The following is a 14,892-nucleotide window of genomic DNA, read 5'->3' on the forward strand; positions in this document are numbered from 1 at the left end:
CTAAGTAGCTTTTATGAGTTCAACCAATTCTTTAAAATAGGAGCCTTTTCACGGCTTACAATCACCTCGCGTTGAGGATCTTTAACCAATCCTACTTTCAACTTACCATTGTGATAATTCTGTATATTATCAATACTATCAATACTAATGATATGTTGTCTATTCGCTCTAAAGAAAATCTTTGGGTCTAATTCGTCTTCTAACTCTTCTAAAGTTTGTCCGACGATAATTACAGACTTATTTTTTAGCACTAGATGAGTAATCTTTAACTCTGAAAAGATAAAGTCAATCTCATCTACCTTCACAGTTTTAAAACCATCTTTATAAGGAATAAGAAAACGAGATCTATAAAACGCTTCCTTTTTATACAAGTTGCCCAATATATCTTTTATAGAATCACTAAGTTCTGGTGTAGATCTAAGCGATTTAAACTTCTCCAAAGCCTGTTCCAATTCTTCTTCTCTCACAGGTTTCATGATATAATCGATACTATTGACCTTAAATGCTTTTAGAGCATACTCATCATAAGAGGTTGTAAATATTACAGGAGCTTTTACCTCCACCTGTTCAAAAATCTCAAAACACAGTCCATCCTCTAATCGAATATCCATCATTATAAGTGAAGGCTCCTCATTATTCTTTAACCAATCTACACACTCCTTTACACTTTCTACCACAGCTAGAATCTCTATCTCAGAATCTAGCATCTGTAATAATCGAGATAACTTATTAGCATTTCTTACCTCATCTTCTACTATCAAAACTTTCATATATCCTCTATCTTTTGCTGTATTTATTACTTATCATTTTTATTAATCAACAAAGGCAACTTCACAGTAAAGCTATCTTTTGACTTATCTATTACCACTTTGTGCTTACTCAGTAGTCTATAGCGCTCCTTAATGTTAGTCAGACCTACCTTAGATGATGGCAAGGTCACTACTAACTCTTGTATATTATTACTAATCACTACATAGTTACCCTCTACGTAGATATCTATTTTTAAAGGGTTTTCTTTAGAGGCGCTATTGTGCTTAACTGCATTCTCCACTAAAAGCTGTATCGCAATAGGAGCTACATAAAAGCCTCTTTTAATCTCTTCTGATACATTGATATTTAACCTCACCTTACTCCCCATCCTTTCTTTAATCAGGTAAAAGTAAGACTCTACGAATGTTAGTTCTTCTGCCAGACTAATTGTATTCTTACGCACATTAGACAGCATATATCGATACACTATGGATAAGTGATCTATAAACTTCACCGCAATATCCTGATCCTCTACGACTAACTCTGATAATGTACTAAAGTTATTAAATAAGAAGTGAGGATCTAACTGCATCTTTAGAGATTCTAATTCTGCCTGACTCGCTATACGCTCTAACTGTTCTGCTTTTAACTTTAGATCTGCGGCATCCACCATAGACTTCTTCCAGTTATTAATCAAAAAATAACCTGTGTGAATAGCACTAATAAATATACCTGTATTAAAACTAATAATCAATGACTGCCATATATCTATCTTATCTTCTAAATCTATGATATCAAATGTATTATAAGGAGAGATATAGATATATACAAAGTTAATAGCAAAGTAAATAATAAAGATAAACAGGATCAACAAAAAGAACTGTACCACTACTCGCATGACAGGTAACTTATCCCATGGCAAAAGCTTATTAAGTACCCTACTCAACCAAAGGCTTACCTCAGTAATAGCCATACAATAAACAAACAATACTAAAGCAGACTCCCACATCTCCTTAACATCCATCTCTACCCAATCAGCATCATAAGGGTTTAATAAGAAATGAGAAAATAAATAAAGAATAAAAACTAATGGAACAACCATTAATCTATAATGTTTCAAGAACATTGATTCTTCTTTTACTTTCTTAGCCGCCATATATTTTGTTTTAATTCTAGAACAAAAATAAATTTATATTTCCATATAACTAAATCTACCTCACTCAAAATGATATATAATTACTTGAAACGGAAAAATACTTAACTAATCTGTAACAATATTTAGGTTTTACTGATTTGTTCTCTCTATTATAAGAAACTCTCTATTCTTCCTAATAGTACCTGATCACTACTCTTAACTGAGCTATCTAGATTTCCTAAGGAGTACAAGACAAAAAAAATAGTGTAGCCTATTACAGCTACACTACCTTACGTCAAAACCTGAAAACTTAATTGTTATGAAAAAAAACTCAACTATTTATATTTACTAACGCTTTAACTAGCTAGCCAATAATAACCTATTATCTAAAAACTCATAAAATGAGTGTTCTAATACTGTCATTACTCCACTGCCGTCTGATAATAGCGCTGTCACAGTATCTCCATCGTTCTTTAATACTATGTGTATATCCTCTACATCCATATCTTCTAACAGCTCCTCTATACTATCTATATCACAAATTTTATCCTCTGCTATTAACACTATAGCTCCTTTACGATCTCCTACTAATACTTCACCTATTAACATATCTCTACTCCATCGTCCGATGATAAATATATAAGGCGAAAAAATACTGTCTTCATTCACCTCCTCTAAAGTCTCTGAAGTGTTATGCACACTCAAATCAAAAAAGGACACTTCTGTAGATGTCTGCACTAATGAAGAACCACTACTGATTAGTAAAAAACGGAAATAATCATCTGAGAATTGATAAGAACATTGAAGGCTGCTTATCTCTCTTTTAAACAGCACATCGACACCTGAATCTACCAGAAATCGATAACGTAAAAATTCATTCATAATAGTTGTATTGGTTATTCTAAAAATACATAATTATAGCCTAACCATATACATACAAATAAAAACATAACAATCTGATAACATTAGAATTAAAACAAAAAAACCTTCATTAAAAAGAATAAAATCAAATATTTTACACGCTAAAAACACTAAATACTATCAATAATCAAACATCTCAATCTAATAGTAAATAACACTTAGTAATATTCAATATATTTAAATCAGAAAAAGAAATATAAACACTAAAATTTAATACATGAACAACAATTATCCTGCTAATTTGTATGATTACTTTAGAGCAAATCCTCAAGACTTTGAACTGCGAACTAACATGCTTAAGAAAGCGATATGGGGCTTTATAACTATTGCTAGTATAGTACTAATCATTTATCCTAGTCTAATACAAGATGGATGGTTAGTTAGAGGTCTAGCAATCCTAATAGCGCTAATAGGGCTATTTAATACTTTCGTTATGTCTTCTAATTTTTATAGTAAAAAGACAGGAGGTAAAATTACAGGTATAGGTACAGCTAAATTTGCTAATCCTCCACGTGGTACAGAACCTTATGGTCCTGGAGATATGCGCATTATCAATATGTATGAAAACGAAGACTGGAATAACCTAACTAACGAAAAAACTACGCATGACAGACCTATGCAATTGCAAATAGAAGCAGATAAAGAAGGTAAGGTTATCTATCTACTACTGTGTAGATATTTTTCGAATGCTGATTTTAGAGGTATTGCTCCTGTAAAGATAATTTCGGGTGCTGACTATGATAAATACATCGCTAGATTAATCAACTTAGCAAAAAACTAAACAAATCATACCAAGTATAAAATACACACAGAGCATCTCATAGCCTTATGAGATGCTCTATTTTTTTGTAATCACTTCAGAAATAGAAATAAGTATACAAATACTACTTATACTACATATCTATAAAGTCAAAGCCTTTTCTTCGGGAGTTCGTTAAGCAGACTTTTGAAAGTCTTCGGAAAACCTCGGCTCTTTCCGAACAAACACTGAACTCTTCCGAAGCCCTTCCGAATAAACAGGTGTACAAAAAACAGCAAACATTTACTATACAACTAGTTATATTTTTAAAAATGGAATTAAGTGGAACTTTATGGAAGAAAAAAGAAATATTTGGAATTAAATGGTCATAAATGGAAGAATGTGGAAGTCTTTCTCTCCTGTTTTTGTTTTTATTAATTACTTTGTGTAGTGAATCAGATTACTAAATAACTGTTTCATTTATGTCTACTTATCTCCTCAATATGAGTTTGGGTCTTGTTATTATAGAGTTCTTATTTGGATGAGTCCGTTGTGAGTCCGTTAAAATGATAAAAACAACGGACTCACACCAGAGACACTCCCCTCTCACTAAAGACTTACCCAAAACATAACGCTATGAATACTAATACAGGCATCAATCTGAAGTAGAATAGCTTACATTAGAAAACACTAATCAACATACCTTCTACAAAACAAATAACTAACTGATAATAAGACTCTAAGCGTATTCTAATGGTACATTAAATTTCTCTAATACTTAAAAGTGGCTCGATATATGCTTTAGTTTTGTAAAAAATCAGTGCTATGAATATACTTTTAATAGAAGACGAAGTAAGTGTATCTAACTTTATCAGAAAAGGATTAGAAGAGAGTCAACATCAGGTATCTTTTGCTTATGATGGGATGATCGGGTTACAACTAGCAATGCAACAAGAATTTGACCTAATTATCTTAGATGTCATATTACCTCACATGAACGGTTTTGAAGTATGTCAAGAGATCAAAAAATATAAAGGAGATATTCCTATCCTTATGCTTACTGCCTTATCAACACTTAATGATAAGGTAAAAGGATTTAATATGGGAGCTGATGATTATCTGACTAAGCCATTTCACTTTGAAGAATTGCTGTTGAGAATAAAAGCCTTGACTCGTAGAAATACAATGTCTATGCCTACTCTCGAATATAAAGCAGCAGACCTAGTAATGAATACTTATAAAAAAACAGTTACTAGAGCTAATAAGGAGATTGTACTAACACAAAAAGAATATACACTATTAGAGTACTTCTTAGTGAATAAAAACAGGGTCCTAGCACGTACTCAAATAGCAGAGGCAGTATGGGGAATCGGCTTTGATAGAGGTACTAATCTGATAGATGTATATGTCAACTATGTGAGACGTAAGATAGATAAAGAGTTTGACACACAATTAATCCATACTGTTATTGGTATGGGATACATTCTAAAAGATGAGATATGAAAATACGCAATAGACTTTCACTTCAATTCTCAGGCTTATTTGCCATTCTACTCTTAGGAGTATTAATGGCTGTATACTTTGTGGTATCTAATCACTGGCAAAATACATTCTTTAAACAACTTGAAGATAGAGCATTTACAGTAGGACATAACTATCTAGCAGAGGACAACTTCACTAAGGCTGAATACGATGAAGTACAACGCAAATATCCACGAACATTATCTCAAGAAAAGATAAGAATATACGATATCAATTTCTCTCCTACTTTTATAGAAGAGGGCGATCTTAAATGGAATAAAGCAATACTAGCTGAAGTAATAGACAAGAAAAAAGTAAACTTCAAAATAGGTGATGAATATGTGGTAGGAATCTTCTATAGAGATAACTCTGGAGACTTTATTGTGATGGCAAAAGCGACTAATGACAAGGGAATGGCTGCTTTAAAACAATTGAGAACAGTAATGTTAGGTAGTCTTATCATAGCCTTATTAATAACTTTCTTCTTGTCTAGATGGTTTGCAGGTTATTTCCTAATACCAATTACACGTATCAATAGACATGTGTCTAGAAAAGATATTTCTACACTTTATCCTATTCCTACACAAGACATGTCTAAGGATGAGATTAGAACACTGAGTGAGACAATTAATGAGTTGTTTAGAAGGTTACAAGATTCCTTTGATAATCAACAAGCCTTCGTTTCTCATGCTTCACACGAGTTAAAAACACCTATAGCTTCTCTGATGGGCAATGCAGAAATAGCCCTTAGACAATCTCGTAGTGAGGATGAATATAAAAAAGTGCTACAAGGAGTAGTCAACGATGCTACTCATATGGATCAAATGATTAATAATCTACTTGCTCTATCTCAATTAGATAGTTCTGTATATCCGTTACACAAGCACGCTTTTGAGGAGTTCTGGTGGACAATGATAGATCACCTTATAGCGGCACAAAAAGACTTAAATCTTGAGCTAAATATTAATACAGAAGAAGAGTTGCACAAGCTATTCTTTAATGGTAATGGCAACTTACTAGAACTAGCATTGTCTAATATTATATTTAATGCGAGTAAGTTCTCACAGAACGAACCTGTAGAGTTAATCCTAGAAACAGATGAGGACAATATCATCATTATTGTCAAAGATCAAGGGATAGGAATAAGAAAAGAAGACTTGGACAAACTATTTCTACCTTTTTACCGTTCTAGTAATGCATTCGGTATTAAAGGCACTGGATTAGGATTGTCTTTAGCACATAAAATAGTACTCCTACACAAAGGTCAACTGATGATAGACTCAGAGTTAGGAGCGGGAACTACAGTGACACTAAAGATCCCTAAAGTCAATACAGATCACGAATCTCAATCATTATCTAAATTATAATTCACGCTTTCTAAGAAAGCAACACTAAAGCGAACCTCTCATCTGGTTCGCTTTTTTTATGGATAATACAAGGTACAGACGCAGCACCTTGCGTGTCACACAATAATTATCACGCACAACATATCCACAATCATAAAGGTAAATTACCATTCGCCCCACAACACACAAAGTCAGGAGGCTATTGCGTAGCAATGAGAATGTTAGTGTGTCACACAATATTATCACGCACAGCATATCCACAATCGTAGGAATTACCATTCGTCCGACAATACAAAGTACAGACGCAATACCTTGCGTGTCAAACAATCATTATCACACACAGCATATCCACAATAGTAAGGGCGAATTACCATTCACTTGACAATACAAGGTACAGACGCAATACCTTGCGTGTCACACAATCATTATCACGCACAGCATATCCACAATCATAGGGGCCTTTACCATTCGCCCAATAACACAAAAGAACGCAAAGTCAGGAGACTATTGCGTAGCAATGAGGATGTTTAAGTGACACGGATAATACCCCAAGCAAACATTCCTCATTCCTCATTCTTTTCATGTGACATTAAAATTTTCTAATCCCCTTTTAATCTCCCACTCATACCTCTTTAAGACCATCCTAATTAAGTTAAAATAAGTTTGTATTGTTAAAAATTGAACAATAACTTATTTATGCATATCACTAAAAGATCACTGTTGTCTCTTGCCTTTTTAATGGCTGTGACAGCTAGCAGTTACGCTCAACAGAAGAAAGCACCTATAGTGGTGAGAGACGCTGAGACGCTTCTACCCTTACCTGGTGTTACGATAGAGAACATCACTAAAGACGAAGTTGGAATCACGCAAGATGACGGTCATTTCGAATTAGATAATGGAGATTTAAAAGAGATTAAACTTCGCTTATCTTATATCGGATATTTCGATAAAGAAATCACGATTAAAGGTGGAGATTATCCAAGCTTTATTGATTTAGATGTAGAAGATAACTTATTAGAAGGAATCGTAGTTACAGGATATACTAAACAATCGCGTTCTAAAACAACGGGAGCGGTTAGTAAAATAGAGGCACAATCGCTTAATAAGTCACAAGTGAGTTCTATGGATCAAGCTCTACAAGGACAAGTACCTGGGCTTTATGTAGCTTCTCCTTCTGGGCAGCCTGGTACACCTGGTAGAGTTACTATTCGTGGTATCGGTTCGCTTCAAGATGAAAATACCAATCCCCTGTATGTATTAAATGGAATGCCTATCTCACCAGCAACCTTCTCTGCTCTTAATCCTGAAGATTTTGAAGATATCACTGTACTAAAAGATGCGGCTGCTACCGCTCAATATGGTTCTAGAGGTGCTAATGGAGTTATCGTTATCACATCTAAGAAAGGACCTAGTGACTCTAATGGAATGAGAGTAACTTATCAAACACAATATGGATATTCTGAAGCTAATAATAGCAAATGGGATATGATGAATACCAACCAACGTCTTCAATTTGAAGAGATGCTTCAAGATCAAGATTTACCAGGATGGGCTTATTCTAGAAACAATCCTTATAAGATAGTAAACGGTGTTCAGGTGGCTAAGTCTGATGTGGATTATATAGAAGGAGATAGACGCTTAGCAGAGATTAGAAACACTAATATTGATTGGAAAAAGAAGCTTCTTAGAAGAGGGATTAATCAATCTCACAATTTGAGCTTTCAAGGAGGAAATAATGAAACACAACACTATACTTCTGTGAATTACTTCAAACAAGATGGAGTGCTTTATAACTCTGGTATAGAGAAATTTAATGTGAATAGTAATATTCATCACAAATCAGGTAGACTGAGCTCTAACTTCTTTATCAATTTAGCAAATATCAACAGTCAATCTTCTGAATCTGATTTTGATGTAAGTGAAACTAATCCTGTGGCATCAATGTATTTCGCTTTGCCTTATGAAAATCCTTATGATGAAAATGGAAGGCTTACACCTGGTCCTAATAGATTTGGTACTAATGCACTATCAATGTACAATGATGTTAGTAGAAGAGAAAAACAACAGAAAGGTGTATTAGCAGGTAACTTCTCTTTTGATATTACAGATGATTTAAAACTGACAAGCACATTAGGTGTTGACTATACCAAAATAGGCAATACACATATCATCAAACCTGATACTTACTTTGGAGATCTTGTAGAAGAAGGTGGAAAAGGGATGTTTAGTCAAGGAGATCAGACTAATATTGGGCTAATGGCTAACTTCGGTGCCAACTATAAATACAGATGGGATGCACATGAGATAGAGGCTATCGCCTTAATGGAGATGAACAGACAGAAGTATAACTACCACGGATTTACAGGTTATGGATTAATAGACGGATTAGATCACACAGCTGGTGGTATTACTCCAGGTACTCCTGAGAATGACTTTATCCCTAAGGTAGAGGGTAGAGAATCTGAGAACTTATTGGTATCTCAAGTGGCTTTACTTAGATATTCTTATGAGAATAGATTTACATTATCTACTAGTTTTAGACGTGATGGGTCGTCACGTGTTCCTAGCAACAATAGATATAAGCACTTCTACGCTGTAGGTGGTAGTTGGAATATGAAATCAGAAGACTTTATGCAAGACATAGATGTAGTATCTATGGCACGTCTTAGAGCTAGTTATGGTTTGACTGGTAATGCTAATGGATTTGCGAGTGACTTCGGATACCGTCGTTTATATGGCCCGGGACAATATAACGGAGGTACTGCATTAAACCCAATCTCTCCAGGTAACAGTAACTACAACTGGGAAATGAATAGAATACTAGATTTAGGTTTAGAGTTTGGATTATTTGGAAATAGATTAGTGGGAGAAGTAGACTTCTACAACCGTATTACAAGTGATTTATTCTTAGATAGATCACTGTCTAGCACTTCTGGTTTTGAATCAGTAGCTGATAATATGGGTAAAATTAGAAATAGAGGTATCGAGCTAAAACTATCAGGTGACGTGATTAGAAGTGGAGACTTTACTTTTAACCTAGGTGTAAACTTTGCTTACAACAAAAACAAAATCTTGAGTTTAGGTGATGAGGATGAAATCATCACTGAGGACTACTCTATCCACCAAGTAGGTAAACAAATTGGACATTTCTATATGGTAAAATGGGCGGGCGTAGATCAACAAACTGGTGCTCCATTATACTATGACAAAGAAGGAAATATTACAACTACTTATGATCCTGACAATGCTGTGTTAGTAAAAGGTGGTTTTGACCCTGCTATAAAAGGTGGTTTTACAACGAACTTTAAATATAAGAATCTAGAAGTAAGTGCTCTATTCTCATTTATCAAAGGGATGTATCGTCTAAATACAGGTGAGTTCTACAGAACTTCTGCTGACCAGACTTATCGCATCTATAACCAATCTACAAGTATGTTAGATATGTGGCAAAACCCTGGTGATGTAAGTGATAATCCTAGCGCAAAATATGCTCGTTACATGACAGATAGAGAGTTACAAAAAGCTGATTACTTAAAGCTTAGAAACCTAAGTGTAAACTATAAGTTTAAAAACTTTGGTAAATGGAATAAAGTGGTGAAAGAAGTAAATGTATTCGCTCAAGGACAAAACTTACTTACGTGGACGAATTGGAAAGGACAAGATCCTGAAGATGACAACAACTGGTACCAATATGAATACCCTCTTCCACGTACTATCACAGCTGGTCTAAGAGTAATTTTTTAAACATGTCAAGAATGAAAAAAGCAATATATAAAATCAATACAGCCTTATTACTTTTAATAGGAGCATTAAGCTTTCAGAGTTGTGATAATATGTTAGATATAGATCCTAAAGATTCTGTTAGCGATGATCACATCTACAGTTCTGTGAAGCAATTCGAATATGGTGTATTAGGAGCGTATACTCAATTAAACATAGAATACAATACATTAATCGGGTCTATTATGGCAGATGACTGCCAATTAGCTCCTACTAATGCAGGGGTAAACTCCTATGCAGTGAATATCAACAGATGGACATTTAGCGCGGATGATGATATTTTACACCAAATTTGGTTAGACTACTACCACAGTGTATATAAAGTAAATGTACTATTAGAAAATATTTATAGAGTTCCTACAAATACTGAAGATGAAGTACAAAAACTAAGTGAGCTAAAAGGAGAACTACACGGGCTTAGAGCTTTAGTGTTATTTGAATTACACCGTATCTTCGGACAGTCAGATTACTTAGGAGGAAATGCGAGTACTATTCCATATAAAACAAGTTCTAATGTATATGAAAAGCCAGGAAAACTAACAATTGGTGAGTTTTACTCAAATCTTTGGAAGGATATTAAGGACGCTCAAGAGCTTATTAAAAGTGATTCGAAGATAAGATTAAGTCACGATGCTATCATTGCTCTATCGGCACGTATAGCCTTATATCAAAAGGATTACAATAAAGCTTTAAAATATACAAGTGAGTTGATCAATAAATACCCTCTAGCTACTGCTAAGGAATTTGAAGGAATATGGGAAGACACTTCGAATGCTGAAGTAATCTTTAAGTTAAAGAGAAACAACGATGATAAGATCAGACCAAACATTTTCTGGTATGACTTTAGTAGCGGAAAATCATTATACTTTGCATCTAAGAAACTAAGAAACCAATTTGATGCTGATAATGATATGAGATACGAGCATTTCTTCGGAGTAGAAAATGAGGATATTATCAGTAAATATGATGGTAGTGCATTTAATGATCGTATTAATGATTATAAGGTTTTCAGAATTAGTGAAATGTACTTAATCCGTGCTGAAGCTGCTCTTCAATTAGGAAACACTCAAGGAGCTACTTCAGATATAAACATATTAAGAGAGAACAGAATTAAAGGAGTCTCTAAATTTAATACTGTTGCCTTAAAAGATATCTTACAAGAGCGCTTCTTAGAGTTGTCATTTGAAGGACATCGTTACTTTGATTTAAAGCGATTAGGCATGCCTTTAGAGAGAGAAGATTATGACCTAGCTGTAGATACAGATGAGTTAACTGTACAACCATTTGAAGAGTTTTATCAACTTCCTATACCACAGAAAGAAATACAAGCTAATCCTGGATTAAAATACTAAGAGATTTTTCTCCAATTAATAAAAAAGACCGTTTTATCAAACGGTCTTTTTTTGTACTGTAACGATATTATTCTATATCTCAATTTTATGTTAGTAAATCGTGCCAGATAGTTAACACTATCTCTTATAATTAACCAAACGTGAAACTGAATTAAATCAAAAATAGCAGGCCCCCACCTGCTATTTTTTTAGAAACAAACTAACCGTTGTTCTGTATATTTTGACTTAATAATAACTTATCATATACAGTACAACATTTACATTAATTCCCCCAAACTAATGTACTTTTAAATATTCTTCTTCGTGTTGCTCTAAAGCAAAACGAAGTTCTTCTATTATATCTTCTTTAAGTTGTTGTGGTTCTATGACCTTTACTAACTTTCCAAACTTCATAATTTGTTGTTTTAATTCAAAGTTTGGTTTAACTAATAAAGTTACAAGAACTCTGTTATCATTGTCTTCTTCAGTAATAACTTGAGAAGAGTGAAGTGGACAAGCTTGTAACAATTCTCTTTGACTCTTGTCAAAAGACAGAACAACCTCATGTAAGTCACTTCCTGTAAAGTTAAGTCCTATAATTTCACTAAACTTAGCTCTTGCAGATTCAGAACATGCTTTAAAGCGTTCGCTTTCTAACTTAACATCGTAAATCTTATCTAAGAAGTAAGTCTTATACTGATCATTTTCTATAGCTACAACATACCATGTGTCTTCAAACTGTTTAAAAAGTATTGGTGCAATCTTTAAACGATTTGAACTTTCTTCTAGTGTGTTTGCATAAATAAAAGATACTTTTTGTCCTTTAGTCATTGCAGTATATATTAGACGAACTGTATCGATAGGCATTACACCCTTCTTCTTCTCTGCGTCAACGAATATAGATACAGCAGATTTAGCCCCATTACTTGAATTTAATATATCTGTAGTAACTAAATCTTTAAGATGTAAAAGAACTTGATTTGCTGTTGCTAAATATTTAGGAGCTATGTAGTACCCCTTTTTAGCATTATCTAAAGAAATCTCTACTCCGAATTCTGTAGACAAATCACTTAGTGCGCGATATAGTGTTCGTTCACTAATATCAATATCATAACTTGCTAAATACTCTAAAAGTCTTTCCCGCGAAGGGTAATGGTTTTGGTTTAGGTAATTTAATACCAAAAAATAGTAGCGTAATTTCTTCATTTTAACCCCAATTAAAATTAAGTTATAGTTGTGTTTTTTATCAATAACTAAAATAATCCTTTTTTTGAATAAAAAAAACTATCTAATTGGGAAACAAAACTAACCCTATATAATAGAATCAAGTAAAAAAATGGGTGAAACTGTATTTTTTCTTAGTTAAGCTTACCTATACTTATTATCCAATATTGTATTTTTTATAAAAAAACAACAATATTATTATCATATATTCACTGCTGTCCCCACCATATCTCACATGAGACATTATGCGAATATATTCTTGTTAATACTTAAAAAAATAAGCACCTATCATTACTAAACAATAGGTGCTGTGGGGACTTTAGCTTTTATCTTTTTTAAATGTAAAAGGGTAACAAACGTAACCTTTTAAAGAGTAATTAATCAATTAAAAAGGGTGAACCTCTATAAAAATTGAGTAAAGCTAGTGCAAAAATAAAAAAAGAGTTGAATAAAAAATTCAACTCTTTATATAATTATTACAATTCAGGTAAATTATCTTACTAGATGAATTCCATCCTCCTTGATTTCAATCTTTTTTTCTTTATACAGTGTACCAACAGCTTTCTTAAAAGCTTTTTTACTCATGTTTAGAACTGTCTTTATATCTTCTGGATGGCTATTATCATTTAGCCCTAAGAAACCTCTATTGTGCTCTAGTTCTCTAATAATGATAGCTGCGTTATCAGCTATTCCAACAAAACCAGTCTTAGTTCTACTAACATCAATCTTTCCATCAGGACGGATTGATTTGATATAACCTATAATACGGTCCCCTGTATGTAACTCTTCAAACACTTCATTCTTATACATTAATCCAGCGTGTTTCTCATTGATAATTACGTTGATTCCTAAATCTGTAATATGAGATACAACTAATTCTACTTCTTCACCTTCTGCTACAGTAATATCTTTATTGTCTACAAACTGTTTTAATTTACTTGATCCTACTAACCTATTAGTTTGGTCATCTAGGTACATATAGATTAAGTATTTATTTCCTTCTTTCATAGGACGAGCTTGTTCTCTAAAAGGAACGAACAAGTCTTTCTCTAGTCCCATATTCATAAAGGCACCAAATTCATTGATATAACTCACTTTTAATAAAGCGAATTCATTTACATATATACTAGGTTCTAAAGTAGTTGCTACAGGTCTTTCTTCTTGATCTAAGTAAACAAAAACAATTAACTCATCTCCTACTTTAATACCTTCAGGTTCATATTTACTAGGCAAAAGAATATCTGTTACTCCATCAGTCAAATAAAGTCCTATACCCGCAGCAAAACGAGCAACCTTTAATTTATTATCATCTCCTATTTTTATCATTTCCTTATCTCTTTAATATTGTGAAAACCTTACTTCTTATTATTTTAATTCTAAATCAAATATATCCCTTAGCTTCTCTACTTCAGGATTAATATTGACAAAATGTTGGTACTTATCTTTCGAATCAAGTACTCGTTTTACTAATTTTATTTCTTCATTTACTATAATAGTTAACTCAATATCAAAGTTCTGTAATTTCTTTCTAAGGTAGTTAACTAAATCATACTTATTTTCTTCGAAGCTTAACTTCGACCCTGCATTAGGTAATTCTAGTTCTATTTGGAATCCTTTTAGAGTAGGTCTAGCCATATTCATCAATGAAGCCATTAATGGTAATCCTCCACGAAGTAAACGATCCATATAATAGTTCCACTCTCCAATTAATTGGTCATAAGTAAAAGGCTCTTTTGGTAAATCATCTGGATTAATCACATTCTTCTCTAAAGAAGAAGCTAGCTCCTTTCGATTTCGAATACTAGTTAAAGATAATGCCGAAGCTCTCTTAGGTTGTGGTACTTCATTGCCACTCGTTTCATTACCTGTTACGTTGTTAGCAGGAGTGATAACACTATTTAGAGGAGCCTGACTTACTTCATTACTTGGAATACTTGTAGCAGGAGCACTATACTGCTCATTTTCTACTTGTGCAAAAGTAGATTGAGAAGGCATTATACTATTCTCTACAGCAGAAACTTGAATATTTGTTTGTTGTAATATACTTAATTCTTGGCTATCTACTTGAGTATGATTATTACCAACTTGACTAAGACCACTTAATACAGTATTATTACTAAACTGGCCACTTGTCAATAAATCCCT

Annotated in this window: 11 protein-coding genes; 5 read left to right on the plus strand and 6 right to left on the minus strand. The window is 33.3% G+C overall.

Translation table 11 applies throughout. The annotated features are described in order from the left end of the window. Positions 1-11 precede the first annotated feature (11 nt). The 3 genes from BMX53_RS07495 to BMX53_RS07505 form a co-directional block, all read right to left on the minus strand. Entirely contained in the window at positions 12-770 is a 759-nt protein-coding gene (locus BMX53_RS07495; protein ID WP_038986492.1) for a LytR/AlgR family response regulator transcription factor, read from the minus strand. 26 nt (positions 771-796) lie between these two features. Then, positions 797-1,906: a sensor histidine kinase gene (locus tag BMX53_RS07500; protein WP_074745467.1), complete on the minus strand. Its 1,110-nt coding sequence runs from the start codon at positions 1,904-1,906 to the stop codon at positions 797-799. A 339-nt stretch (positions 1,907-2,245) separates the two neighbouring features. Next, positions 2,246-2,767, minus strand: a complete 522-nt coding sequence (locus BMX53_RS07505; protein WP_038986490.1) for a hypothetical protein — start codon at positions 2,765-2,767, stop codon at positions 2,246-2,248. A 256-nt stretch (positions 2,768-3,023) separates the two neighbouring features. Between BMX53_RS07505 and BMX53_RS07510 the strand changes: the two genes are divergently transcribed. The 5 genes from BMX53_RS07510 (at position 3,024) to BMX53_RS07530 (ending at position 11,544) form a co-directional block, all read left to right on the plus strand. Then, the gene (locus tag BMX53_RS07510) at positions 3,024-3,587 is read left to right on the plus strand and encodes a hypothetical protein (RefSeq protein WP_074745469.1); all 564 of its coding nucleotides are present in this window, start codon (positions 3,024-3,026) and stop codon (positions 3,585-3,587) included. A gap of 783 nt (positions 3,588-4,370) precedes the next feature. Beyond that, positions 4,371-5,048, plus strand: coding sequence for a response regulator transcription factor (locus BMX53_RS07515; RefSeq protein ID WP_038986488.1), 678 nt, complete (start codon positions 4,371-4,373; stop codon positions 5,046-5,048). Continuing rightward, positions 5,045-6,433 (plus strand): HAMP domain-containing sensor histidine kinase, encoded by a 1,389-nt coding sequence (locus BMX53_RS07520; protein ID WP_074745472.1) that lies wholly within the window; start codon positions 5,045-5,047, stop codon positions 6,431-6,433. Before BMX53_RS07515 ends, BMX53_RS07520 begins: the two co-directional genes overlap by 4 nt. 675 nt (positions 6,434-7,108) lie before the next feature. Next, positions 7,109-10,156, plus strand: coding sequence for a SusC/RagA family TonB-linked outer membrane protein (locus BMX53_RS07525; protein ID WP_074745474.1), 3,048 nt, complete (start codon positions 7,109-7,111; stop codon positions 10,154-10,156). A gap of 11 nt (positions 10,157-10,167) precedes the next feature. After that, positions 10,168-11,544, plus strand: coding sequence for a RagB/SusD family nutrient uptake outer membrane protein (locus BMX53_RS07530; protein WP_074745594.1), 1,377 nt, complete (start codon positions 10,168-10,170; stop codon positions 11,542-11,544). A gap of 276 nt (positions 11,545-11,820) precedes the next feature. Here BMX53_RS07530 and BMX53_RS07535 read toward each other — a convergent pair whose 3' ends face one another. The 3 genes from BMX53_RS07535 to BMX53_RS07545 form a co-directional block, all read right to left on the minus strand. Further along, on the minus strand, positions 11,821-12,729 hold the full coding sequence (locus tag BMX53_RS07535) for a helix-turn-helix transcriptional regulator (RefSeq protein WP_063176946.1): 909 nt from the start codon (positions 12,727-12,729) through the stop codon (positions 11,821-11,823). A gap of 510 nt (positions 12,730-13,239) precedes the next feature. After that, the gene (locus BMX53_RS07540) at positions 13,240-14,073 is read right to left on the minus strand and encodes a CvfB family protein (RefSeq protein ID WP_038986485.1); all 834 of its coding nucleotides are present in this window, start codon (positions 14,071-14,073) and stop codon (positions 13,240-13,242) included. A gap of 39 nt (positions 14,074-14,112) precedes the next feature. Next, the gene (locus BMX53_RS07545) at positions 14,113-14,883 is read right to left on the minus strand and encodes a hypothetical protein (protein ID WP_074745476.1); all 771 of its coding nucleotides are present in this window, start codon (positions 14,881-14,883) and stop codon (positions 14,113-14,115) included. Between the last annotated feature and the right edge of the window lie 9 nt (positions 14,884-14,892).

This window comes from Myroides marinus (genome assembly GCF_900109075.1).
In the GTDB taxonomy this organism is placed as follows: Bacteria; Bacteroidota; Bacteroidia; order Flavobacteriales; family Flavobacteriaceae; genus Flavobacterium; species Flavobacterium marinum_A.

Coding starts and splice junctions, on each gene's coding strand:
- BMX53_RS07495 (WP_038986492.1), bottom strand. CDS start 770: ATGAAAGTTTTGATAGTAGAAGATGAGGTAAGAAATGCTAATAAGTTA.
- BMX53_RS07500 (WP_074745467.1), bottom strand. CDS start 1,906: ATGGCGGCTAAGAAAGTAAAAGAAGAATCAATGTTCTTGAAACATTAT.
- BMX53_RS07505 (WP_038986490.1), bottom strand. CDS start 2,767: ATGAATGAATTTTTACGTTATCGATTTCTGGTAGATTCAGGTGTCGAT.
- BMX53_RS07510 (WP_074745469.1), top strand. CDS start 3,024: ATGAACAACAATTATCCTGCTAATTTGTATGATTACTTTAGAGCAAAT.
- BMX53_RS07515 (WP_038986488.1), top strand. CDS start 4,371: ATGAATATACTTTTAATAGAAGACGAAGTAAGTGTATCTAACTTTATC.
- BMX53_RS07520 (WP_074745472.1), top strand. CDS start 5,045: ATGAAAATACGCAATAGACTTTCACTTCAATTCTCAGGCTTATTTGCC.
- BMX53_RS07525 (WP_074745474.1), top strand. CDS start 7,109: ATGCATATCACTAAAAGATCACTGTTGTCTCTTGCCTTTTTAATGGCT.
- BMX53_RS07530 (WP_074745594.1), top strand. CDS start 10,168: ATGAAAAAAGCAATATATAAAATCAATACAGCCTTATTACTTTTAATA.
- BMX53_RS07535 (WP_063176946.1), bottom strand. CDS start 12,729: ATGAAGAAATTACGCTACTATTTTTTGGTATTAAATTACCTAAACCAA.
- BMX53_RS07540 (WP_038986485.1), bottom strand. CDS start 14,073: ATGATAAAAATAGGAGATGATAATAAATTAAAGGTTGCTCGTTTTGCT.